Raw genomic sequence first — 22014 nt, forward strand, 5'->3', positions numbered from 1 at the left:
AGATGCGCATCACCGTCCAGGGATTGACCGGCGCAGCGTGCAGCGAGCACCGTTCGAGGGGCTCTGAGCAGGGCGGGGCCACCCGCGACGAAGCCGATGGGCGATCCCACCGGCTTCGCCGAACGGTCCGCCACTCGGGCTCCGGTCATGACTCGCTGTACATCTCACACGGCGCTACCCGCCCATTCCCCAGCCCTCTCCTGCCGATGGCACCCTGCGCCCGACGTGGCCCTTCCCCCTACGGCGCGATCCCGACGCCCTCGCTCCTGCTCCACGCCCGCTCCTGCGCGGCCTCTTGACGCCCCATTGGACGATGATGGAGGCCGCCGTCGGCATCTCCGTCTTCCTGGAGGACAAGGCCTCCTACGACAGGGCCATGGCCAAGTTCCGCACCCGCACGGCCGCGTACGTGTACCTGGACTCCGACGGGGATCTGCCGAAGACGGTGCCCAGTCAGAACCTCGACACCCGGGACAAGATCGTCAAGTACTGGCAGGGCCAGTCGACCTTCGTCACCGGCCTCACCCAGGAGACCTGCCGGGACTTCACCCACACCGGATACGGCCTCTCGTCCATCTCACACGTCGCCGAGACCAGCCGGATCCAGGGGCACGACCTGTACGGCACCGATGTGGGCGAACGTCTGCGGCACGCGCTCGGCTTCCAGGCGAAGTACCAGCAGGGCGCGGGGGCGCCGAGCTGGCTGTGCGGGGGCCAACTCCACCTCGGCCTGGGCCCGGTGACCGAGGTCGGCTACAACGCCCTGCACAACCGCCTCGGCTTCGCCATGGACAACACCGAGACGCTCACCGAGCGCACCCGCCCCTCGGGCACGAACAACCTCTTCGTCGCCTGGGAGACCCTCGCCCACGGCGACAACCCCGCCTGAGCGGACGCGGGCCGACGCCCGGTCAGCTGTCGTAGTCCACGGTCAGCTTCTCGGAGACCGGGTACGACTGGCAGGTCAGGACGTAGCCGGCGTCGACCTCCGCCGCCTCGAGCGCGTAGTTGCGGCGCATGTCGACCCGGCCGTCGGTGACCAGGGCCCGGCAGGTCCCGCAGACCCCGCCCTTGCACGCGAAGGGCAGGTCGGGACGGGTCTGCTGGGCCCCGTCGAGGACGGACCGCTGCCGGGAGAGCGGGGAGGTCGTCGAGCGCCCGTCCAGGGTGACGGTGACCTCGCTGACGGGTCCCTGCGGGCCGCTCTCCTCGTGGCGCACCTCCCGCACGGGCTCGTCGTCGGCGTAGAACAGCTCCCGGTGGACGCGCTCGGCCGGGACGCCGAGGCCGGTCAGGACCTGCTGTGCGTCGGCGACCATGCCCTGCGGGCCGCACAGCCACCAGTGGTCCGCGCTCTCCACGTCCAGCAGCGAGTCGATGAGCGCCGCGAGCCGTCCGGCGTCCAGGCGGCCGGAGAGCACCTCGGCCTCGCGGGGTTCGCGGGAGAGCACGTGGGCGAGGTGGAAGCGGGTCGGGTGGAGGTCCTTCAGGTCGGCCAGCTCGTCGGCGAACATCACCGTGTCGGTGCGGCGGTTGCCGTAGAACAGGGTGACGGTGGAGCGGTCGTCGGCGGCGAGCACCGACTCGGCGATCGACACCATCGGGGTGATGCCCGAACCGGCCGCGATCAGCACGTGGTGGCCGGGGGTGGTCAGGTCGGGGGTGAAGAGACCGGTGGGCGCCATCACCTCGACGGTGTCGCCCGGCCGCACCTCGTCGACCAGCCACGCCGAGAACAGTCCGCCCGGCACCACCCGCACCCCGATGCGCGGCACCGCACCGGCCGGTGCGCAGATCGAGTACGAGCGGCGCTCGTCCCGGCCGTCCACCTCGCGCCGCAGGGTGAGCGACTGGCCGGGCGCGAAGGCGAACTCCCCGGCCAGCTCGTCGGGGATCTCGAAGCTCACGGCCGCGGCGTCCGCGCACAGCCGCTCGACGGCGGCGACGCGCAGGGTGTGGAAGGCGGGCCGGCGGCGGGTGCGCACCGGGGCCGCCGGGACGGGGGCGGTCGGGGCCATCAGATCTCCTTGACGTACTCGAACGGCTCACGGCAGGCCCGGCAGCGCCACAGGGCCTTGCAGGACGTGGCGGCGAAGCGGGAGGTCTCCTCGGTGTCCGCCGAACCGCAGCGGGGGCAGGGCACCGCGGGCCGGGTGGGCGACAGCACCAGGGAGACCGGGCCGCGGGGTGCGGCCCCGGGTGGGGCGATGCCGTGCTCGGCGAGCTTCAGGCGGCCCGACTCGGTGATCCAGTCGCTGGTCCAGGGCGGGTCCAGGACGGTGCGGATCTCCACGCGCGGATACCCCGCCTCCCGCAGCCGCGCGGCGACGTCCGCCCGCATCTCGGCCATGGCCGGGCAGCCCGAGTAGGTGGGGGTCAGGCTCGCGACCACGGTGCCGTCCCCGTCCACCTCGACGCCGCGCAGGACGCCGAGGTCGGCGAGGGTCAGCATGGGCAGCTCGGGGTCGGGCACCTGCTCGGCGACGTGCCGGGCGCGGCGGGCGTCCAGGAGTGCGGGGCCTCGGCTCACCATGTCGCCTCCGGGTGGGCGCGGGCGATGCCCTGCAGCTCGGTCAGGAGCGGCGCCAGGTGTTCGGTGTGCTCGCCGGCGCGGCCCGAGCCGGGCAGCGGACGGTACACGGGCAGGGTGAGTCCGGCCGCCTCCGTGACCTGGCGCAGGTCGTCGGCGACCTCGTCCCGGACGTCGTACGCCGAGTGCAGCTCGCCGAGGTAGGGGGCGACCTGGTCCAGCGCGGCGCGCATCCTCCGGTGGGACTCGTCCGTGCCGTCGCCCAGGCGCACGCACCACTCGGCGGCGTACTGCCGGTGGTACGTCAGCTCCTTGACGCCCTTGGCGGCGACCGCCGCCAGCACCGGGTCGGGGTGGGCCTGAAGCCGCCGGAAGTGGGCCAGGCGCCAGCTGGAGAGCACCAGCAGCCGCACTACGGCGAACGCGAAGTCGCCGCCCGGGAGTTCGGCCAGGCGGACGTTGCGGAAGTCGTCGGCGTCGCGGAAGTAGGCGTAGGCGTCCTCGTCGCGGCCGGTGCCGTCGGCCTGACCGGCGCGGGAGTAGAGCAGGCGGGCCTGGCCGAGGAGGTCGAGCCCGATGTTGGCCAGCGCCACCTCCTCCTCCAGCTCGGGCGCGCGCGTGACCCACTCGGCGAGCCGCTGGGCGCTGACCAGGGCGTCGTCGGCGAGCGCCACGCAGTCCGCGGCCAGTTCGCCGGCGTCGACGCCCTCGGGCACGGTGGTGTCGACGCCGTGCAGCGGGTCCTCGAAGCCGGTGCCGTAGGCCCAGCGGGTGTCGTCCTCGTGCCCCTCGGCCAGGGTGAGGTAGACGTGGTCGTCACTCATGCCCTGCTCCTAGATGTGGGGGACGTCGTCGGGGATGTCGTAGAAGGTCGGGTGGCGGTAGACCTTGTCGGCGCTGGGGGCGAAGAAGGGGTCCTTCTCGTCGCGGGTGGAGGCGGCGATGTGCTCGGAGCGCACCACCCAGATGCTCACACCCTCGTTGCGCCGGGTGTAGAGGTCGCGGGCGTGGGTGAGGGCCATGGCGTCGTCGGCGGCGCGCAGCGAGCCGACGTGGACGTGGTTGAGGCCGCGCTTGCCGCGCACGAACACCTCGTACAGCGGCCAGCCCTGCTTCTCGGCGCTCATGCCGCCGCTCCCTTCTCCGCGCGGGCCGCCTGCTTGACGGCGTGGGCGGTGGCCGCCTCGCGCACCCAGGCGCCCTCCTCGTGAGCGGTCCGCCGCCGCTCCATCCGCCGGTCGTTGCAGGGGCCGTCGCCCTTGATGACGCGCATCAGCTCCTCCCAGTCGGGGGTGCCGAAGTCGTGGTGCCCGCTCTCCTCGTTCCAGCGCAGCTCCGGGTCGGGCAGGGTGACGCCGAGCTTCTCCGCCTGCGGGACGGTCATGTCGACGAAGCGGCGGCGCAGTTCGTCGTTGCTGTGCCGCTTGATCTTCCAGGCCATGGACCGCGCGGAGTTGGGCGAGGCGTCGTCGGGCGGGCCGAACATCATCAGGGACGGCCACCACCAGCGGTTCACCGCGTCCTGGACCATCTCGCGCTGGGCTTCGGTGCCGCGCATCATGGTCATCAGCAGCTCGTAGCCCTGCCGCTGGTGGAAGGACTCCTCCTTGCAGATGCGCACCATCGCGCGCGCGTAGGGCCCGTACGAGCTGCGGCACAGCGGCACCTGGTTGCAGATCGCGGCGCCGTCCACGAACCAGCCGATCACGCCGACGTCGGCGAAGCTGAGGGTCGGGTAGTTGAAGATCGACGAGTACTTCTGGCGACCCTCGATCAGCCGCTGGGTGAGGTCGTCGCGGTCGGCGCCGAGGGTCTCGGCCGCCGAGTACAGGTACAGCCCGTGGCCCGCCTCGTCCTGGACCTTGGCGAACAGGATCGCCTTGCGGCGCAGCGACGGCGCCCGGGTGATCCACTCGCCCTCGGGCTGCATGCCGATGATCTCCGAGTGGGCGTGCTGGGCGATCTGGCGGATCAGCGTCTTGCGGTAGCCGTCGGGCATCCAGTCCCGCGGCTCGATGCGCTGGTCGCGCGCGATCGTCGCGTCGAAGTGCTCCTGGAGTCCGTCCGGTGCGTCCGGGGGCGGCGCCTCGGCGGCGTGTGTCGTGGTCATCGTCACCAGCTTCCCAACCGACCATTCGTTCGGTATCAGTGTGACGTGTTTCCGCGCGCCGGGCAAGAGCCGGGCCGCCGCCGGTCACACTCTTGACAGCGCCGTGGCGTGGCTGGATTACTTGGCCTGCCGAGTGCTAACCGAATGGTCGGTCGGGAGACAAGGTGGTGGGAAGGTTGTCACAGGCCACTGAGCGGACGCCCGCGGAGGTGATGTTCGCCGCGGACGAGGCCTCACGGGGGCTCGGCATCGAACTGGTCGAGCACGGCGAGGGGACCGCCGCGGTCCGCATGACCGTCACCCCCGCGATGGTAAACGGGCACCGGATCGCCCACGGCGGCTTCGTGTTCCTGCTCGCCGACACCGCGTTCGCCTGCGCCTGCAACAGCCACGGACCCGTGACGGTCGCGGCCGGCGCCGACATCGTCTTCGTCGCCCCGGCCCGCGAGGGCGACGTGCTCGTGGCCCGCGCCGAGGAGCGTGCCCGCTACGGGCGCAGCGGGATCTACGACGTGAGCGTGCGGCGCGGCGAGGAGCTGATCGCGGAGTTCCGCGGGCGCAGCCGCAGCGTACGGGCCGACGGAGGCGGCCGCGGCGCAAGGGACGACGGAGGCGGCCGCGGCGCAAGGGACGACGAAGACGGCCGCGGTGCTCGGGCGGAGGGACGCGGCCGCGGTGCGCGGGACGACACGGCGCGCGAGACGCCGGGCACGACGACGAAGGAGTCGCGATGAGCAGCGAGCCGACGACCGGGGCCGCCCCGGCACCCCGACCGGGCGAGCCACTCCCCCACGACCTGCTGGACGACGCCGAGCGCCTGTCCCGCGAGCAGCTCAGGGAGCTCCAGCTCGACCGCCTGCGCGCGACCCTGCGGCACGCCTACGACAACGTGGAGCTGTACCGCAAGAAGTTCGACGCCGCCGGGGTGACGCCCGAGGACTGCCGCAGCCTGGCGGACCTGGCCAGGTTCCCCTTCACCACCAAGGCGGACCTGCGGGACACCTACCCCTTCGGCATGTTCGCCGTCCCGATGTCCGAGGTGCGGCGCGTGCACGCCTCCAGCGGCACCACGGGCCGCGCCACCGTCGTCGGGTACACGGACAACGACCTGTCCATGTGGGCGGACGTCATAGCCCGTTCGATCCGCGCCGCCGGCGGCCGCCCGGGCCACAAGGTGCACATCTCCTACGGCTACGGCCTGTTCACCGGCGGACTCGGCGCGCACTACGGCGCCGAGCGCGCCGGCTGCACGGTGATTCCGGCCTCCGGTGGCATGACGGCACGTCAGGTGCAGATCATCCAGGACTTCCGGCCCGAGATCATCATGGTCACCCCGTCCTACATGCTCACCCTGCTCGACGAGTTCGAGCGGCAGGGCGTCGATCCGCGCACCAGCTCCCTCGAGGTCGGCATCTTCGGGGCGGAGCCGTGGACCGAGGAGATGCGGCGCGAGATCGAGGAGCGCATGGACATCCACGCCGTCGACATCTACGGCCTGTCCGAGGTGATCGGCCCGGGTGTGGCGCAGGAGTGCGTCGAGACCAAGGACGGGCTGCACATCTGGGAGGACCACTTCTACCCCGAGGTGGTGGACCCGCTCACGGACGCCGTGCTGCCCGAGGGCGAGGAGGGCGAGATCGTCTTCACCTCCCTCACCAAGGAGGCGCTCCCGGTGATCCGCTACCGCACGCGCGACCTGTCCCGCCTGCTTCCGGGCACCGCGCGGCCCGCCTTCCGCCGGATGCGCAAGGTCACCGGCCGTTGCGACGACATGATCATCCTGCGTGGGGTGAACGTCTTCCCCACCCAGGTCGAGGAGATCGTGCTGCGCACGCCCGGCGTCGCCCCGCACTTCCAGATACGGCTCACCGAACGGGGCCGCATGGATCACATGACCGTCCGGGTCGAGGCCCGCCCCGACGCCGGTCCCGAGCAGCGCGAGGCCGCCGCGAGAGTGATCGGACAGGGCGTCAAGGACGGCGTGGGGGTCACCGTCGAGGTGGAGGTCGTCGACCCGGAGACCCTGGAGCGCTCGGTCGGCAAGATCCGCCGGGTGTGGGACCTGCGGGGCGCGTGAAACGTGATCACCGACACGTCTGTTCCTCGACCGTACTGGTGTGCGCGGTGATGCTGATGGGCAGGAAAAGCACGATCGGGGGAGGTTGAGTACATCCTGGGGGGACATCCCGTGCGTGTGTGTGTGATCGGTGCAGGCCTGTCGGGGCTGGCGGTGGGCCGTGCCTTGAAGGAGCGCGACATCCCCTTCGTCTGCCTGGAGAAGGCGGACGGTGTCGGCGGGATCTGGCGTCAGCCGGAGGCCGGCGAGCGGGGCCCGGGCTATCAGACCCTGCACCTGAACACCGCCAAGCAGCTGACGGGTTACGCGGACTTCCCGATGCCGTCCTCCTACCCGCTCTACCCCCGGCACAGTCAGGTCGCCGCCTACCTGCGGTCCTTCGCCCAGTGGGCGGGCCTGCTCGACCACGTCGAGCTGCGGACCGAGGTGGTGTCCGTCCGCCAGGACGCGGACGGCATGTGGACCGTCGTCAGCCGGGGCGCGGACGGCGCGCAGACCTCGCGGCGGTTCGAGCGGGTGGTCGTCGCCTCGGGGCACCACACCGACCCGGCCCTGCCCGATCCCCTTCCGGCCGGTGCCGATTCCTTCGCCGGAACGATTCTTCACTCCCTCGACTACCGCGACGGCGCCGACTTCGCCGGACGGCGCGTCGTCGTGGTGGGCCTCGGCGCGTCGGCGGTGGACATCGCGGCGGACCTGTCCCGGCACGCGGCGCGGACCCTGCTGTCGGTGCGCCGGGGGCTGCACATCGTGCCGAAGCAGCTCTTCGGCATGTCGGTCGACGAGATCGCCGAAGCCCCCTGGTGGAACGAGATGTCCTTCGCGGAGCGGCGCCAGTGGGTGGAGCAGGCCCTGCTGGTGGCGCGCGGCAGACTGTCGGACTACGGCCTGCCCGAGCCCGACCACCCGGTCTTCTCCTCCGCGACCACCCTCTCGGACGAGATCCTCAGCCGGATCCGGCACGGGGCGGTGACCCCGAAGCCCGCGATCGCCTCGTTCGACGGCGACCGGGTCGTGTTCACGGACGGCAGTTCCGAGACCGCCGACGCGGTCGTCTACTGCACCGGCTTCCACATGACCTTCCCGTTCCTGCCCGCCGGCTGCCCGGTGTCGGCGGACGGCTCGGTCGAGCTGTACCGACGGGTCGTCCCGGCGGACCGGCCCGGTCTGTACTTCGTCGGGCTGGTGCGGCCCGTCGGCGCGATCACCCGTCTGGTGGAGGCCCAGGCCCAGTGGGTGGCCCGGATCATCGACGGCGCCGCCGCACTGCCCCCGGCGGAGAAGATGCGCGAGGAGATCGGCACGTATCTCGCCGGCATCGTCCAGCGATACGGCCGGACACAGGGCGCCTCGATCCAGGTCGACGTGGGCCCGTACCTGGCCGAGTTCCGGGAGTCGCTGCCCGTGTGAGTGTCCCGCCGGGCGCCGCCGCACAGTCCGCGACGGCGCCCGGCCACGACCGTGACCAGGGCTCCCGGTGGATCGCACCGGGAGCCCTGTCGCGACGGACGATCCGTTCAGGACACCGGCAGCGGCCGGCGGACGGTCTCCACGACCGGCGGCCGGACCGCGTACGCCTCCGAGGAGAGGTACGCCGTCACCCGCGGCGGCTGGTCCCGCTGGTGGGCCAGGGCCAGGTAGGCGATCAGGCCCACCCCGTCCTCGGGCCGCCGCTCGGTGAGGGCCGCCAGGGCGTGGTCGAGCACGGAGGCGTCCATGCCGTGGTGGCACAGCACTCTCGACGCCCGGGCCAGGGCCTCCCCGTCGTGCCGGACGTAGTCCCTGACCGGGATGTGCAGGGTGAATCCGCTCGGCCGTGCGGTGCCGGTGTCGGTGAAGGAGTGGCAGGACAGGCCGGGCCGCCTGCCGAGCCCCGTCACGTCGGGGCCGAGGCCCGCGGCCGTGCGGAAGAACCCCTCGACCGCCGCGGGACCGGGACCCGAGTCCATCCGGGACAGGCGCCCGGCCTGGCCGGCCGTGAGGTTGTCGTGCCGCACGTACACCTTCGCCCGGGGCTCCGCCCAGTCCCCGAGGTCCAGGGCGAGGAACGGATATCCGGCGCCCCGGGGCAGGCTGTCGAAGGCCTGCCGGTGCCCGAGCCGGTGCAGGGCCTCGCGCACCGTCGCGGCGGAACGTTCCTCCCCGCCTGCCGACGGGTTCAGGTAGACCTTGACCTTGGGTACGCCGCCGGGCCTCAGCTCCAGCGCGCACCACAGGGCGAGGGGGCCCTGTGGAACGGCCGGCAGGAACAGGTCCTGGAGTTCGTCGAGGACGTCGGTGGTGAACTGCCAGCGCCGCGCCATGGTCCGGATCGCCTCGAGTCCGACCCGGCCGTTGTGAGCCAGGCTGTCTGCGCCGCAGCCCGGTTCCACGAGCACCCGCATGGAGGGTGCCGCGTCCGGCCGGAAGGAGAGGGAGAACTCCACGGGGGTGTGGTCGTCGGACAGGAAGGTGCGGGTGGGCGGCGGCAGGCTCAGCGGCCGCTCGGCCACCGGGCCCAGCGAGTCGGTCAGGACCTGTGCGTAGGTCTCGACGTCGGCCCGGGACAGGCCGGCGACCGCGCCGAGTCTTCGCAGCTGACCGCTTGTCAGGGAGCCGAGCGTCGGTGTGCGCCGCGGGTCAGTGCCCGTCGGTGTGCGCCGCGGGTCAGTGCCCGTCGGTGTGCGCCGCGGGTCAGTGCCCGTCGGTGTGCGCCGCGGGTCAGTGCCCGTCGGTGCGGCGGTCACCGGCCCGTCCTCGGCCGAAGCCGCACAAAGTGATACCCGCCTCGGGAGGCGGGTATCAGGGGGTCCGGCGCCGGGAAAGCGGCGTTCGTGGATATGTGGTCCACGACACCTCCTTTGACTCGTAAGCAACTTGAGTACCGCGTTGCTCACTACCCGTGCCGTTCGATCTTCATGCGAATGGGGCGGGTTGGGGAGGTGTTGCGCAGATCACCGTGTCAGCCAGTTGAGGAACTGGCTCCACATGCCCTTGTGTTCGGCCGGACGGGCCGCGTTCGCCGCCTCCTCCCGCCCGGCCGCCGCGGTGGCCTGCCCCGGTTCGGCCCGCCGTGCGGGGCGCACCGGGGTGAACCGGGCCGGCAGCGTGGCCAGCGCCCGGTTGAAGGGCCCCGGACGCCACGTCAGGCTGTCCTCGGGGACGGCGAGTTCGACGTCGGGCAGCTCGTTGAGCAGGTGCTCGACGGCCGTGACCGTGATGTGCCGGGCCGGTTCCTTGGACGGGCAGGCGTGCGGGCCCGCGCTCCAGGCGAGGTGCGCCCGGTTGCTGCCCGCCTGGCGGGACGCCTTGAGGGCCGGGCCGGTGTTGGCCGCGGCGAAACTGACCAGGACGAGGTCGCCCGCCTGCAGGTACTGTCCGGCCAGTTCGGTGTCCGCGGCCGGGTAGTGCGGGGCGTAGTTGGCCATGGGCGGGTTCTCCCACAGCGTGTCGTCGAGCGCCTCGTCGATCAGACCGCCCTCACGGGCGTACCGCTCGTGGGTGAGCAGCCGGTGCAGGGTGTTGCCGAGGAGGTTGCGCAGGGGCTCGGCTCCCGCGCCGAGGAGCAGGGCGAGCTGGTGGACCATCTCCTCGTCGTCGAGGCCCGCCTCGTGCCGCATCAGCCAGGAGGTGACGTCGTCGCCGGGCTTGCGCCGCTTGAGCGCGACCAGCTCCCCCACCGCCTGGAAGAGCACCGCGGTGGCCTTCTCGGCGTTCACGCCGTCGAACATGCCGGAGATGCCGAACAGCACCCGGTCGCCGATGTCGGCGGGGCAGCCGAAGAGTTCGTTGAACACGAACAGCGGCAGCTGCTTGGCGTAGTCCCCGAGCAGGTCGGCCGAACCGCGGGCGGCGAACTGGGAGATGAGGTAGCCCGAGATCTGCTCGGTGCTGCGGCTCAGCCGCCGGGTGTCCACCCGCGCCATGCTGTCGGTGACCGCCTGGCGCAGCCTGAGGTGGTCGGCCCCGTCGGCGAACATGCAGTTGGGCCGGTAGGCCAGCAGCGGCGCGACCGGGCTGTCCGGGCTCACCTTGCCCTCGTTGAAGGCCCGCCAGCGGCGTGCGTCCTTGCGGAAGGTGCCGGAGTCCTGCAGCAGTTGGAGCGCCGCAGCGTAGTCCGTGACCAGGGTCGCCTCGACGCCCGGGGCCAGTTCGACGGGGGCCGCGGCCCCGTAGTGGCGCAGGTACTCGTAGTACGCCTGGGGGTCGGCGGCGAACTCCGGCCCGTGCAGCGGCACCCGGGCGCCGGAGCCGTGGGCCGGGCAGCCGGGCGGCGGCACCGGGGCGGTGTCATGTGCGTTCATGTTGCTCCCAGCTCCTGGCGGGTGCGGTCCAGCAAGTAGCGGACGAGGGTGGTCAGTGCGGCGGCCGAGGACTTCTCGTCGCGGGCGTCGCAGGTGACGACGGGGGTGTCGTCGAGCAGGTCGAGCGCCTCGCGCAGCGCCCGCTCGTCGCGCAGCGGCGCGCCGTCGAAGTGGTTGACGGCGATGGCGTAGTCGAGCCCGTAGTGCTCGATGAGGTCGATCACGGGGAAGGAGTCCGCCAGCCGCTCCGGGTCGACCAGCACCAGGGCGCCGAGCGCGCCGCGGGCCATGTCCTCCCACATCTGCACGAAGCGCTGCTGGCCGGGGGTGCCGAAGAGGTAGAGCACGACGCGGTCGCTGATGGTCAGGCGGCCGAAGTCCATGGCGACCGTGGTGGTGGTCTTGCCCTGGACCCCCTTGAGGTCGTCGACCGACTCGGCGGCCTGCGTCATCGTCTCCTCGGTGGACAGCGGCTCGATCTCGGAGATGGAGCCGATGAGGGTGGTCTTGCCCACCGCGAAGTGTCCGACGACGAGGATCTTGACCGCCGTCTGGGACGCTCCCTCGCGTACGTAGTCCCGCTCACCCAAACTTGGCGCGGAGCCCATTGAGCACCTCCTCCAGGATCTCTCGGTCCGCAAGGCGGGCGCGGGCCACCGGCGGGCGGGTCGTGAGGTGTCCGCCTTCCATCAGGGAGGCCAGCAGGATCCGCACGACGCCCAGCGGGAAATGGGTGTGTCCGGCGATCTCGGCGACCGAGAGGTAGCCGGCGGAGCAGAGGTCGAGCAGGCTCTGCTCCTCGGGGGACAGCCGGGCCGGCCGCTGCGCCTGCTCGGCGGAGGCGGTGACCAGGGTGATGAGGGAGAGGTCGTCCTCGTCGGGCAGGCCGCGGCCCTTGGTGATGACGTACGGCCGTACTAATTCCGGCGCTTCGGGCTGCCAGCCGTCGTGGCCGGTCACGAGCGGGCGCCCAGGTTCTCGCGCGGCGGCGTCGTCAGCCGTTTGCCGAGCTGGGCCACGAGCTGCTGCATCCGGAAGGTGATGTCCGCCATGTCGACCTCCGGGGAGGCGGACACGCCGAGGTAGGCGCCCTCGCCGGCGGAGATCAGGAAGACCCAGCCGCCGTCGAACTCGACCAGGGTCTGCCGCCAGGTCTGGCTGGGGTCCTCACAGAAGAAGGCGAGGGTGCGGCTGAGCGACTGCACGCCGCTCATCGCCGCGGCGACCCGGTCGGCGTCGTCCTTGTCGAAGTCCTGCGTCCGGGCCATCAGCAGGCCGTCGGCGGATATCAGGACCGCGTGCAGGGCGCCTGGAATCTCCAGGGCGCTGTCGAGCATCCATGACAGATCGTCGTTCACGAGACCTCATGTCCTTCGCTGCTTGCACCAGGTGTTTCGCTCGTCCGGCCGCCGTTGTCCGGGCTGCCCGGCTCGGTGACCCGGCCGGACTGCGTTCCGCGCTGGAAGGCACCCATGACCTGTGCCTGCTCGGAGTCGGAGCGGCCCGTCGCGCGCGGGGCGGACGCGCTGCCGGGCACGATGGCCATCGGCCGCTTGCGGCGGCGCCGGGGCAGACCGTCGCCGGTCTGGGAGGAGGCGAGCGCGGCCTCCGGTCCGCCGTCGAGGACCGGCCGGGCCGTGCCGCGGGCGGCCGGGGCGGAGGCGGGGGCCTTCTTCTCCGGCATGGCGGTGAGCAGTTCGTGCGGCAGCAGGACCACCGCCCGTACACCTCCGTAGGGGGAGGAGGAGTCCACCGACACCTCGAAGCCGAATCGTTCGCACAGCAGGCCGATGACGGCGAAGCCGAACTGCGGCGGGTTGCCGAGCCCCGCCACGCCCGAGGCGCGCTCGGTGGCGAGCAGCTTGTCGGCGCGGGCCCGCTCCTCGTCGCTCATGCCGACACCGGCGTCGTCGACCACGACGCAGATGCCCTTGGGCACCGTCCGGATGTTGATCTCGACGACGGTGTCCGGGCTGGAGTAGCTGGTGGCGTTGTCGAGCAGCTCGGCGAGGGCCAGGGCGACGGGCTCGACGGCCCGGCTGGTGATGCCGAAGTCGACCTGGGAGAGGATGTCCACCCGGCGGAAGTGCCGGATGCGTCCCTGGGCGCTGCGCACCACGTCGTACACCGAGGCGGTGTCGCGCCGCCCGCCGAGCCAGCCGTCGCACAGTACGGCGATGGACTGGGCCCGCCGGCCGAACTGCGAGTTGGTGTGGTCGATCTCCAGCAGGTCCTGGAGGAGGGCCGAGTCGCCGTACTTGTTCTGCAGCCGGGAGAGCACCAGCTGCTGTTCGGCGGCGAGGCCCTGAAGAGTCCGCATGGCGGATTTCAGCACCGTCTTCGTCTCGTCCTCGGCCCGCTCCTGGGCGGCCTGCACCGACTTCCCGTAATCGCTCTCCAGCTCGGTGTAGTGATCCCTGAGCCCCTGGATCTGCTGTCGCAACGCCCGTGCCGCCCTGCGCTGGCGGCTGATGAGCACGGCGGCGGCGACGAGGGCGACGAGGGCGACCCAGAGCAAGGGGTTCCCTGTGTATTCCGTCATACAGACTCTCTTCAGGCGACTGACAGCCGGCTTGCTGAATTCCCGTCCGTGCGGGCGGTCCGGTGGACTGCCCGCACCGGGGTAGCTGCCCGGGCTGCCCCTTACGTCGGGGATGCCGTCTTTCACCCATCCGCCCGCTCCGCAAACGCGGTGATCGTATCACCGCATGATCAGGTGAATTAACGTCAATAAGTGCCTGTACACGACCGGTTGAGACCGGCAAACACACCGATCGGCGCGGTGGGTACAGTCGGCCCCGTGAAAGATGCACAAGACACCTTCCGGCCGAGTACGGGTCCGGCGCGCGGCGGCACGGGGTGACACCGGAGGCCATGGCTGCCGTGTTCGCGGCAGGCGTCGGGGCCGGTGCCATCAACAGCGTCGTCGGCTCCGGCACCCTGATCACCTTTCCCGTGCTGCTGGCCACGGGGCTGCCGCCGGTCACCGCCACCGTCTCCAACGCGCTCGGCCTGATCCCCGGCTCCATCAGCGGGGCCATCGGCTACCGCGCGGAGCTGCGCGGCCAGCGCCGGCGCGTCCTGAAGCTGGGCTCCGGGGCGCTGCTGGGCGGCCTCGCGGGCGCCACGCTCCTGCTGATGCTGCCCGCCGACGCCTTCGAGACGATCGTGCCGGTCCTGGTGGGTCTCGCCCTGCTGCTGGTGGCGTTCCAGCCGCAGATCGGCAGACTGGTCCAGCGCCGCCGGGCCCGCACCGGCGCCTCGCCCCGCCGGGACGGCGGCCCGCTGCTCCTCACCGGCCTGACGCTGGCCAGCGTCTACGGCGGCTACTTCACCGCCGCCCAGGGGATCATCTACCTGTCCCTGATGGGCATGCTCCTGGACGAACCCCTGCAACGTCTCAACGGCGTCAAGAACGTCCTCTCCGCCGTGGTCAACACCGTCGCCGCGCTCTTCTTCCTCTTCGCCGCGGACTTCGAGTGGACCGCCGTCGGGCTCCTCGCGGTCGGCTCGGGCCTCGGCGGCTACGTCGGTGCCAAGGTAGGCCGCCGCTTCAGCCCCACGGTCCTGCGGATACTGGTCGTCACGGTCGGCACGATCGCCCTCGTACAACTGCTGCTCCGCTAGAGCCCGTACGGCCCCCGAACACCGGTGGGCTCCCCGGCCTGCGCCGTCCCTGGGGCATAACGCCGCGTTATGCGAAGCCGGGATTGTTCGGCCGGTGGCCGGTCCCGACATGCTGTGGGCGCCCCCACACATCAGCACGCGCCCAGGCGCGTGTCGTCGGAATCGAGGAGCCTTGCGAACAACGAGACTCGTCCCCGCCCTGCTGGCCGCTCTCGTGGCCGCGCTGCTGTCCGCCCTCACGCTCACCCCGAGCGCCTCGGCGGCCGAGCCCCGGCCCGGTGACGGCGGCCCCCAGCCGATCATCGGCGGCGGCTACGCGCAGAACGCGCCCTGGGCGGCCAGGCTGTTCTCCAACGGCACCCAGACCTGCACCTCGACCATCATCTCCCCCACCTGGATCCTCACCGCCAAGCACTGCGTCAGCGGCGGCAACCTCGCCTTCCGCATCGGCAGCCTCGACCAGGGCTCCGGCGGCACGGTGGCGAACGGCGTCCAGACCGTCACCAGCCCCTCGGCCGACCTCGCGCTGGTCCGGCTCGACCGCTCCGTCTCCGCGACCTACGCGCAGCTCGGGCAGCCGGGCACGGTGCGGGTCGGCCAGACCGTACAGGTCTACGGCTGGGGAGCGACCTCCCGGTGCGGCTCGGAGATCAACTGCCAGTCCCAGTACCTCAAGGTCGCCAACGTGAGCGTCACCCAGGGCTGCTACGACGCCTACTACGGTCAGGCGATATGCGCGCGCCCCGTCGACGGCATCACCGCGGGCGGCGACTCCGGCGGTCCGATGATGGCCGGCGGTGTCCAGGTGGGCGTCGCCTCGACCAGCGACCGGCAGACCACCACGGCGTACACCAACGTGACCGCCTACCGCTCCTGGATCCAGTCGGTGGCGGGCGTCTGACCCCTCCCGCCCTCCGGGTCCTGCGCCTGCCTCCGTCACTGCGGAGGCAGGCGCAGGACCCCGTGCTCGTCCCGGATGTCCGTGAGCACCCGGACGACCTCGGCGTCCCGGCCCTTCGGATCCGAGGTCACCAGGGCCGCCAGATCCCCGAAGCACTGCTTGCCGTCGGCGGGCGGCCGCTCGCAGAACAGCACGTATCCGCGCATACGGTGGACGGTCCCCGGCTCCAGTCGCCACACCCCCGTACCCGCCCCGCCGCTCGTCACGGCGTCCGGGTACGTCGCGCGCAGCGCGGGCAGGACCGACGCGTCGATCCGCCGGGAGAAGGCCTGCCTCTCCTCGAAGGGCGACACGATCCGCAGGCCGGCGGAGGCCGCGTCGACGGTGCGGCCGGCGTCGTCCCCGACCGGGTACGCGGCCACGTAGTACGGCCTGCCCGCCAGGGCCGCGAGCCTCGGTCCGTGCGTGAACCGCAGGACTGCGGGCAGCGCGCTCTTCGCGGCCGGGAGGCCGTCGGCCGTGCCGGGGGCCGCGACGTTGACGGTCACCCAGCCCTTTGCCACCCGGGGGTCCTGCTCCGCGCGGGCCGTGACCCAGCGCTGTGCGCAGGCGCCGACGCGGGTGAGGACGTCGTCCAGCGTCTCGTCGGTCACCCGTGCTTCGATCCAGGGGGCCGTCAGCTTCTCGTCCGTGGCGAGGACCGGGTGCCCGCAGCCGTCGAAGGCCTCGCGCATCGCGCGCAGCTGCCCGGCCTCCCGCCGGGCCCGGTCCACCGCCTTGCGGAGGGCGTCCGCGCAGTCCGGGCCGCCGTCGCAGCGGTCCTTGGCCGCGTCCACCCGGAATCTGACGGCCGCGTACGGGTCGTCGGCGATCGACAGGGTGACCTCCGAGCCGGTGGTCTCCGGGAACAGGATGCGGGCGTCGACGACGTCGAGTTCGCCGGGGTACAGCTCGTCGGCGAGCTCCCGGGCCCGCCGTACGTCGTCGTCCGTGTCGAACGCCGCACAGCCGGTGACCAGCAGCCCGGCCAGCAGCGCCACCAGGCTCCCGCCGACGCGCCGCGTCCGTCGCCGTCCGCTCCCCCGTGCCGTGCGCCGACGCCCCATGGTTCCCTCTCCGTGTCCCACCGACGCCGTCACGATAGGAGCCGGGCCCGGTGCCGCGGATGAGTACGGGGACTCATCCGCGCGCTGAGTGCCGCCGCTCACCGTCCAGGAAACGGACGGTCCGGCAGGCGCGTGGTGAGTACATCTACTGTGCACGGTGACCGACCGAGGGGTGTCCCGCGCGCGAAGGAGCCACGGCATGACCGGCCAGACAGCCAACTCCCGGGTGAACGAGCACGAGGCGGCCGTGCTCCGCCTCCGGGACGTGAGCGTGCGCCGCTTCACCACGGACCAGCTGATCCTCGACGGCGTCGACTGGACGGTCCGGCCGGGCGAGCACTGGGCGCTGCTGGGGGCCAACGGCGCCGGGAAGACCACCCTGCTGCGGCTGCTCGGCGCGCTCATGCACCCCACCACGGGCACGGTCGAGGTCCTCGGCAGCCGGCTCGGCCGGGTGGACGTCCGCGAGCTGCGGGCGCGCATCGGCCACGTCAACTCCGCCCAGCGGGTGCCGCAGGACCTCACCGCCCACGCGGTCGTGCTCACCGGCCACAGCGGCACCGTGCAGCCCCTGTGGCGGACGTACGACGATGAGGTCCGCCTCCGCGCCCGCGACCTGCTGACCGAGCTGGGCGTCAAGGAGCTGGCCGACCGGCCGTACGGGGTCTGCTCGGGCGGGCAGCGGGCGCGGGTGCTGATCGCCAGGGCGCTGATGGCCGATCCGGCCCTGCTGCTCCTGGACGAGCCGTTCAACGCCCTGGACCTGCCCTCCCGCGAGGACCTCGTCGAGGCGATGCACCAGCTGGCCGAGGGGCGGCCGCAGCTGGCCACCGTGACGGTCACCCACCACCTGGAGGAGCTGTTCCCGGCCGTCAGCCACGCCCTGCTGCTGCGCGAGGGCCGGATCCTGTCCCGGGGTGCGGTGGGCGAGGTCCTGACCGACTCCCTGCTGACCGCCTGCTTCGGCCGGGACATCACGGTGGCCCGGCGCGACGGCCGCTGGTCGGCCTATTCGGGCCGAAGCGTTTCCGGAACATGACACGCCCACGAAGGTGTCGTTGCGGTCCCGGCGGAGCCGCCGGGTAGGCCTTGACCGGGTTTCACCCCCTGGTTAGCGTCCACGGCATGCGGAAATCCCGGCAGTTCACGAAGCGGCGCGCCATCGATCTGATGCGCGTCGCGACCGCGGTGTGTAGCTGAACCCCACCGCCCGGCTGCCCCCTTTTCTCCCGTATCCCGTGAAGGCCGTAATGACCTCTCGCACACGCATGCCCGGATTCCGGCGCCTTTCCCTCCTGGCCGCACTGGCCCTTCCGTTCGTCCTCACGTCCTGCGTGACGCCGGCACAGTCCACGACGGCCGGCCGGGACCTCTCGGACGAACGGATCCCGGCCGCGGTCGCCCGCGACACCACACTCACGGTCGGGGCGCCCGACCTCAAGGTCGCCCTCGAACTGTCGGGACAGATCGACCGCCTGCCCTTCAAGGTGAAGTGGGCCAACATCAGCGGTGGCCCCCAGTGCTCCGAGGCCTTCCGCGCCGACGCCCTCGACGTCTGCTCGGCCGCGGACATCCCGTCGATCAACGCGCACTGGACGGGCCTGGACACGAAGCTCGTGGCGGTGAAGTTCCGCACGGATCCCCTCGAGAACCCCGTCTACGAACTGGGCACGGCCCCGGGCTCCGGCATCAGGACCCTCGCGGACCTGCGCGGGAAGAAGATCGCCTACAGCCCGGGACAGGCCCAGGGCGCGCTGGTGCTGCGCATCCTGGACAAGGCCGGGCTCACCCAGCAGGACGTCGAACTCGTCGAACTCGCCAGCACCGGTGACGTCTATCCCACGGCATTGGGGAACCACCAGGTGGACGCCGCCCCCATCGCGGACGTCAACATCAAGCGCTATCTGGCGAATTACGGAAAGGAGGGCGGCTCGACGATCAAGCACGGCCTACGGGACGACCCGGCGCATCTGTGGGCGCTGACCGAATCCGTCGCCGACGCCGACAAGTCGGCTGCCGTCCGCGAACTGGTGAAGTTCTGGGCGCGTGCGCAGATATGGATCGACCGGCACCCGAAGGAATGGGTGGCGGGCTACTACGTGAAGGACCAGGGCCTCAGCCGCGAGGACGGCGAATACCTCGTGCGGCGTGTCGGTCATCCGGACCTGCCGGCGGACTGGACCGAGGCCATCCACCGGCAGCAGCAGACCATCGACCTGCTGGCCGAGGAACAGGACCGTGAGCCCTTCGACGCGGACCTGCTCTTCGACCGCCGCTACGAGGCGGTGGCCGCGCAGGCCGTCGCCGGTGAGGGGACGTCGTCATGAGCACCACGACCTTCGAGAAGCAGGCGCCTGCGGCGGCGCCTCCCGCACCGGTCGCGGTCCGCCCCCGACACTCACGCCGCGGGCGCCCGGGCCCGGGCAGGGCCGTCCCGTACGGCTGGGCGATCGGCCCCGTGCTGCTGCTCGCGCTGTGGGCGGCCGGCTCGGGACTCGGCCTCTTCGACGTCCGCAGTCTGCCCGCGCCGTGGACCGTCGCCGGCACCGCGGGCGAGCTCGTCGACAGCGGCAAACTCCAGTCCCACCTCGGCACCTCCGCCCAACGGGCCCTCCTGGGCCTGCTGTTCGGCGTCGCGGCCGGGCTGGTGCTCGCGCTCGTCTCCGGTCTCAGCCGCGTCGGCGAGGCCCTGATCGACGGGCCGGTGCAGATCAAGCGGTCCATTCCGTCCCTGGCCCTGATCCCGCTGCTGATCCTCTGGTTCGGCATCGGCGAGACGATGAAGGTCGTCACGATCGCCCTCGGTGTTCTCGTGCCGGTCTACATCCACACGCACAACGGACTGCGCACCATCGACAGCCGCTACGCGGAACTCGCCGAGACGGTACGCCTCGGCCGGTTCGCCTTCGTCCGGCACGTCGTCCTCCCCGGCGCCCTGCCCGGCTTCCTGCTCGGCATGCGCTTCGCGGTGACCTCGGCCTGGCTGGCCCTGGTGGTGGTGGAGCAGGTCAACGCCACCAGTGGCATCGGCTACATGATGGAGCTGGCGCGGACGTACGGGCAGACCGACGTCATCATCGTCGGTCTCGTCGTGTACGGCCTGCTCGGCCTGGTCTCCGACGCACTCGTACGGCTCGTGGAGAGGAGGGCCCTGTCATGGCGGCGCACGCTGGCGGGCTGAAGACGACCGGGGACCGCGCGGCGGTCCGCATCGAGAACCTGGTGCGTTCCTTCGGTGCACGCAGGGTGCTGGACGGGCTCGACCTGTCCATCGCACCCGGTGAGTTCGTGGCGCTCCTCGGCCGCAGCGGCTCCGGCAAGAGCACGCTGCTGCGGGCCCTGGCGGGGCTCGACCACGAGGTATCGGGCAGCGGCGGCCTGACCGCGCCCGACCATGTGTCCGTCGTCTTCCAGGACGCGCGGCTGCTGCCCTGGAAGCGGCTGCTCGGCAACGTCGTCCTCGGCCTGCCCGGCCCCTTCGCCGGGGACCGGGCCAGGGACGCCCTCGCCGAGGTCGGGCTCGCCGGGCGCGAACGCGCCTGGCCCGTGGAGCTGTCGGGTGGTGAACAGCAGCGCGTCTCGCTCGCCCGGTCTCTGGTACGCGAACCTCGACTGCTGCTCGCCGACGAACCGTTCGGCGCGCTGGACGCACTGACCCGGACCAAAATGCACGCGCTGCTGCGGCGGCTGTGCGAGCGGCACCGGCCCGCCGTGCTGCTCGTCACCCACGACGTCGACGAGGCCATCGCGCTCGCGGACCGGGTGGTGGTGCTGGACCGGGGCCGGATCGCGGCCGACCTTCCCGTGGAGCTGCCGACGCCGCGCCCGCACGGCGGCTCGGCGTACGCGGCCCTGCGCGGCCGGCTGCTGGCGCGGCTGGGAGTGGACACCTCCGGCGGCGTCGACGGCAACGACGGCAACGACGGCAACGACGAGGAGAAGGCCGCATGAGCGCCCGGAAACTGCACCTGAACCTGTTCGTCTACCCGGGCGGGCACCACGAGGCCGCCTGGCGTCACCACGGCACCGATCCCGACCGCATCCTGGACATCGGCTTCTACCAGGACCTCGCCCGCCGGGCCGAGGCGGCCGCCTTCGACGCCGTGTTCTTCGCCGACGGCCCGTCCCTGGCGGACAACGTGCGCTACGCCAGCCGCTTCCGGCTCGAACCCTTCACGTGGCTGTCGGCCCTCGCCGCCGCCACCGAACGCATCGGCCTGATCGCCACCGCCTCGACCACCTACACCGAGCCGTACAACCTGGCCCGTCTCTTCTCCTCGCTCGACCATCTCAGCGGGGGCCGGGCGGGCTGGAACATCGTCACCACCGGCGCCCCGCAGGCCGCCGGGAACTTCGGCCTCGACGAACATCCCGCGCACGCCGAACGGTACGACCGCGCACGGGAGTTCGTGGACGTCGTGACGAAGCTGTGGGACAGCTGGGAGGACGAGGCACTCGTCGTCGACCAGAAGACCGGTCTGTTCGCCGACACCGAGCGCATCCACGAGATCAACCACAAGGGCCACCACCTGAGGGTGCGCGGACCGCTGAACCTCCCGCGCTCCCCGCAGGGCCGTCCGGTGTACGTCCAGGCCGGGTCGTCGCAGGACGGCCGCTCCTTCGCCGCCGCGTACGCCGAGGCCGTCTTCACGGCGCACCAGACGCTCCGCAGCGGACAGGAGTTCTACGCCGACCTCAAGGCGCGGGCCGCGGCGCTGGGCCGCGATCCGGACCGGGTGATCGTGCTGCCCGGCATCAGCCCGTTCATCGGCTCGACCGAGGCGGAGGCACGGGCGCTGCACAAGGAGTTCGACGACCTCACCCAGCCCGAGTACTCGCTCCAGCTGCTCCAGCGCCTGCTGGGTCTCGAGCTGAGCGCCGCCGAGCTGGACGGTCCCGTGCCCCGGCAGCTCATCGAGACCCGGGGCGAGCGCGGCAACGGCAGCCGCTTCCGGCTGGTCCTGGACATCATCGACCGCGAACAGCCCACCGTCCGCCGGCTCCTGCACCGTCTCGCGGGCGCCCGTGGTCACCGCGTGGTGGCCGGCACGCCCGAGCAGGTCGCCGACCAGGTCCAGGAGTGGTTCGAGCACGGGGCGGCCGACGGCTTCAACATCATGCCGCCCTGGCTGACCGGTGGCTTCGACCTCTTCGCCGACCAGGTGGTGCCGATCCTGCGGCAGCGGGGCCTGTTCCGCGGCGCGTACGAGGGCACCACGCTGCGCGAGCACTACGGTCTGCCGCGGCCGGCCGCGGAACCCGTCCGCTGAGGGGCCCGGGGCGGCGGTCCCGGACGTATCGGCGTACGCAACGTCCGGGACCGCCACTCGGCTCCCCCGCCGGGGGCACTGCCCGTCCGCCGCTCGGGGAAAACGGGAGC

22 protein-coding genes and 2 pseudogenes are annotated in these 22014 nt (G+C 72.0%); 12 read left to right on the forward strand and 12 right to left on the reverse strand.

The annotated features are described in order from the left end of the window. Window positions 1-310: 310 nt before the first annotated feature. Window positions 311-889: pseudogene (locus tag ABS735_RS19470) on the forward strand (alginate lyase family protein); the annotation flags it as partial. Between the two features lie 22 nt (window positions 890-911). Here ABS735_RS19470 and paaE read toward each other — a convergent pair. Genes paaE through paaA form a run of 5 tightly spaced genes read right to left on the reverse strand, consistent with a single transcriptional unit; the run spans window position 912 to window position 4640 of the window. Continuing rightward, window positions 912-2018: a 1,2-phenylacetyl-CoA epoxidase subunit PaaE gene (gene paaE / locus ABS735_RS19475; protein WP_373903141.1), complete on the reverse strand. Its 1107-nt coding sequence runs from the start codon at window positions 2016-2018 to the stop codon at window positions 912-914. Then, a complete protein-coding gene (gene paaD, locus ABS735_RS19480; RefSeq protein ID WP_373903140.1) occupies window positions 2018-2533 on the reverse strand; it encodes a 1,2-phenylacetyl-CoA epoxidase subunit PaaD in 516 nt (171 codons plus the stop codon). Before paaD ends, paaE begins: the two co-directional genes overlap by 1 nt. After that, window positions 2527-3354 (reverse strand): 1,2-phenylacetyl-CoA epoxidase subunit PaaC, encoded by an 828-nt coding sequence (gene paaC / locus ABS735_RS19485; protein WP_373903139.1) that lies wholly within the window; start codon window positions 3352-3354, stop codon window positions 2527-2529. The genes paaD and paaC overlap by 7 nt, the downstream gene beginning before the upstream one ends. Before the next feature lie 9 nt (window positions 3355-3363). After that, window positions 3364-3657, reverse strand: coding sequence for a 1,2-phenylacetyl-CoA epoxidase subunit PaaB (gene paaB / locus ABS735_RS19490; RefSeq protein WP_373903138.1), 294 nt, complete (start codon window positions 3655-3657; stop codon window positions 3364-3366). Continuing rightward, entirely contained in the window at window positions 3654-4640 is a 987-nt protein-coding gene (gene paaA, locus ABS735_RS19495) for a 1,2-phenylacetyl-CoA epoxidase subunit PaaA (RefSeq protein WP_373903137.1), read from the reverse strand. The genes paaB and paaA overlap by 4 nt, the downstream gene beginning before the upstream one ends. A 212-nt stretch (window positions 4641-4852) precedes the next feature. Between paaA and paaI the strand changes: the two are divergent. The 3 genes and pseudogenes from paaI to ABS735_RS19510 all read left to right on the forward strand — a co-directional run. Then, window positions 4853-5218 (forward strand): annotated as a pseudogene (gene paaI, locus ABS735_RS19500) (hydroxyphenylacetyl-CoA thioesterase PaaI); the annotation flags it as partial. Between the two features lie 152 nt (window positions 5219-5370). After that, window positions 5371-6717 carry a phenylacetate--CoA ligase PaaK gene (paaK, locus tag ABS735_RS19505; RefSeq protein WP_373903136.1) on the forward strand — a complete coding sequence of 449 codons (1347 nt, stop codon included), beginning with the start codon at window positions 5371-5373 and terminating at the stop codon, window positions 6715-6717. A 111-nt stretch (window positions 6718-6828) separates the two neighbouring features. Continuing rightward, on the forward strand, window positions 6829-8127 hold the full coding sequence (locus ABS735_RS19510) for a flavin-containing monooxygenase (protein WP_373903135.1): 1299 nt from the start codon (window positions 6829-6831) through the stop codon (window positions 8125-8127). A 107-nt stretch (window positions 8128-8234) separates the two neighbouring features. Here the strand turns inward: ABS735_RS19510 and ABS735_RS19515 are convergent, their stop codons facing one another. The 6 genes from ABS735_RS19515 to ABS735_RS19540 form a co-directional block, all read right to left on the reverse strand. Continuing rightward, complete coding sequence (locus ABS735_RS19515) at window positions 8235-9308, reverse strand: tryptophan dimethylallyltransferase family protein (RefSeq protein ID WP_373903423.1); 1074 nt, start codon at window positions 9306-9308, stop codon at window positions 8235-8237. Between the two features lie 342 nt (window positions 9309-9650). Continuing rightward, a complete protein-coding gene (locus ABS735_RS19520; protein ID WP_373903134.1) occupies window positions 9651-11000 on the reverse strand; it encodes a cytochrome P450 in 1350 nt (449 codons plus the stop codon). Next, entirely contained in the window at window positions 10997-11608 is a 612-nt protein-coding gene (locus tag ABS735_RS19525) for a GTP-binding protein (RefSeq protein ID WP_373903133.1), read from the reverse strand. The genes ABS735_RS19520 and ABS735_RS19525 overlap by 4 nt, the downstream gene beginning before the upstream one ends. Continuing rightward, entirely contained in the window at window positions 11583-11960 is a 378-nt protein-coding gene (locus ABS735_RS19530) for a DUF742 domain-containing protein (RefSeq protein ID WP_373903132.1), read from the reverse strand. The genes ABS735_RS19525 and ABS735_RS19530 overlap by 26 nt, the downstream gene beginning before the upstream one ends. Then, window positions 11957-12358 carry a roadblock/LC7 domain-containing protein gene (locus tag ABS735_RS19535; protein ID WP_003971678.1) on the reverse strand — a complete coding sequence of 134 codons (402 nt, stop codon included), beginning with the start codon at window positions 12356-12358 and terminating at the stop codon, window positions 11957-11959. The genes ABS735_RS19530 and ABS735_RS19535 overlap by 4 nt, the downstream gene beginning before the upstream one ends. Further along, the gene (locus tag ABS735_RS19540) at window positions 12355-13542 is read right to left on the reverse strand and encodes an ATP-binding protein (protein ID WP_373903131.1); all 1188 of its coding nucleotides are present in this window, start codon (window positions 13540-13542) and stop codon (window positions 12355-12357) included. The genes ABS735_RS19535 and ABS735_RS19540 overlap by 4 nt, the downstream gene beginning before the upstream one ends. Before the next feature lie 332 nt (window positions 13543-13874). On the opposite strand from ABS735_RS19540, the gene ABS735_RS19545 reads away from it, so the two are divergent. Together ABS735_RS19545 and ABS735_RS19550 are read left to right on the forward strand one after the other, a co-directional pair. Beyond that, on the forward strand, window positions 13875-14627 hold the full coding sequence (locus ABS735_RS19545; protein WP_373903130.1) for a sulfite exporter TauE/SafE family protein: 753 nt from the start codon (window positions 13875-13877) through the stop codon (window positions 14625-14627). A 172-nt stretch (window positions 14628-14799) separates the two neighbouring features. Continuing rightward, the gene (locus tag ABS735_RS19550) at window positions 14800-15528 is read left to right on the forward strand and encodes a S1 family peptidase (RefSeq protein WP_373903128.1); all 729 of its coding nucleotides are present in this window, start codon (window positions 14800-14802) and stop codon (window positions 15526-15528) included. Between the two features lie 35 nt (window positions 15529-15563). On the opposite strand, the gene ABS735_RS19555 is transcribed toward ABS735_RS19550, so the two are convergent. Next, the gene (locus ABS735_RS19555; protein WP_373903127.1) at window positions 15564-16634 is read right to left on the reverse strand and encodes an SCO7460 family lipoprotein; all 1071 of its coding nucleotides are present in this window, start codon (window positions 16632-16634) and stop codon (window positions 15564-15566) included. Between the two features lie 199 nt (window positions 16635-16833). Between ABS735_RS19555 and ABS735_RS19560 the strand changes: the two genes are divergently transcribed. The 6 genes from ABS735_RS19560 to ABS735_RS19585 all read left to right on the forward strand — a co-directional run bounded on the left by ABS735_RS19560 (window position 16834) and on the right by ABS735_RS19585 (window position 21904). Beyond that, window positions 16834-17673 (forward strand): ABC transporter ATP-binding protein, encoded by an 840-nt coding sequence (locus ABS735_RS19560; RefSeq protein WP_373903126.1) that lies wholly within the window; start codon window positions 16834-16836, stop codon window positions 17671-17673. Window positions 17674-17759: 86 nt separating this feature from the next. Next, window positions 17760-17834, forward strand: coding sequence for a putative leader peptide (locus ABS735_RS19565; RefSeq protein ID WP_352157278.1), 75 nt, complete (start codon window positions 17760-17762; stop codon window positions 17832-17834). Between the two features lie 50 nt (window positions 17835-17884). Beyond that, window positions 17885-18961 carry an ABC transporter substrate-binding protein gene (locus ABS735_RS19570; RefSeq protein WP_373903124.1) on the forward strand — a complete coding sequence of 359 codons (1077 nt, stop codon included), beginning with the start codon at window positions 17885-17887 and terminating at the stop codon, window positions 18959-18961. After that, on the forward strand, window positions 18958-19815 hold the full coding sequence (locus ABS735_RS19575; RefSeq protein ID WP_373903123.1) for an ABC transporter permease: 858 nt from the start codon (window positions 18958-18960) through the stop codon (window positions 19813-19815). Before ABS735_RS19570 ends, ABS735_RS19575 begins: the two co-directional genes overlap by 4 nt. After that, window positions 19791-20585 (forward strand): ABC transporter ATP-binding protein, encoded by a 795-nt coding sequence (locus tag ABS735_RS19580; protein WP_373903122.1) that lies wholly within the window; start codon window positions 19791-19793, stop codon window positions 20583-20585. The genes ABS735_RS19575 and ABS735_RS19580 overlap by 25 nt, the downstream gene beginning before the upstream one ends. Further along, on the forward strand, window positions 20582-21904 hold the full coding sequence (locus ABS735_RS19585; protein ID WP_373903121.1) for an LLM class flavin-dependent oxidoreductase: 1323 nt from the start codon (window positions 20582-20584) through the stop codon (window positions 21902-21904). The genes ABS735_RS19580 and ABS735_RS19585 overlap by 4 nt, the downstream gene beginning before the upstream one ends. Window positions 21905-22014: the final 110 nt, after the last annotated feature.

It is taken from the genome of Streptomyces sp. MMCC 100 (assembly GCF_041538145.2).
In the GTDB taxonomy this organism is placed as follows: Bacteria; Actinomycetota; Actinomycetes; order Streptomycetales; family Streptomycetaceae; genus Streptomyces.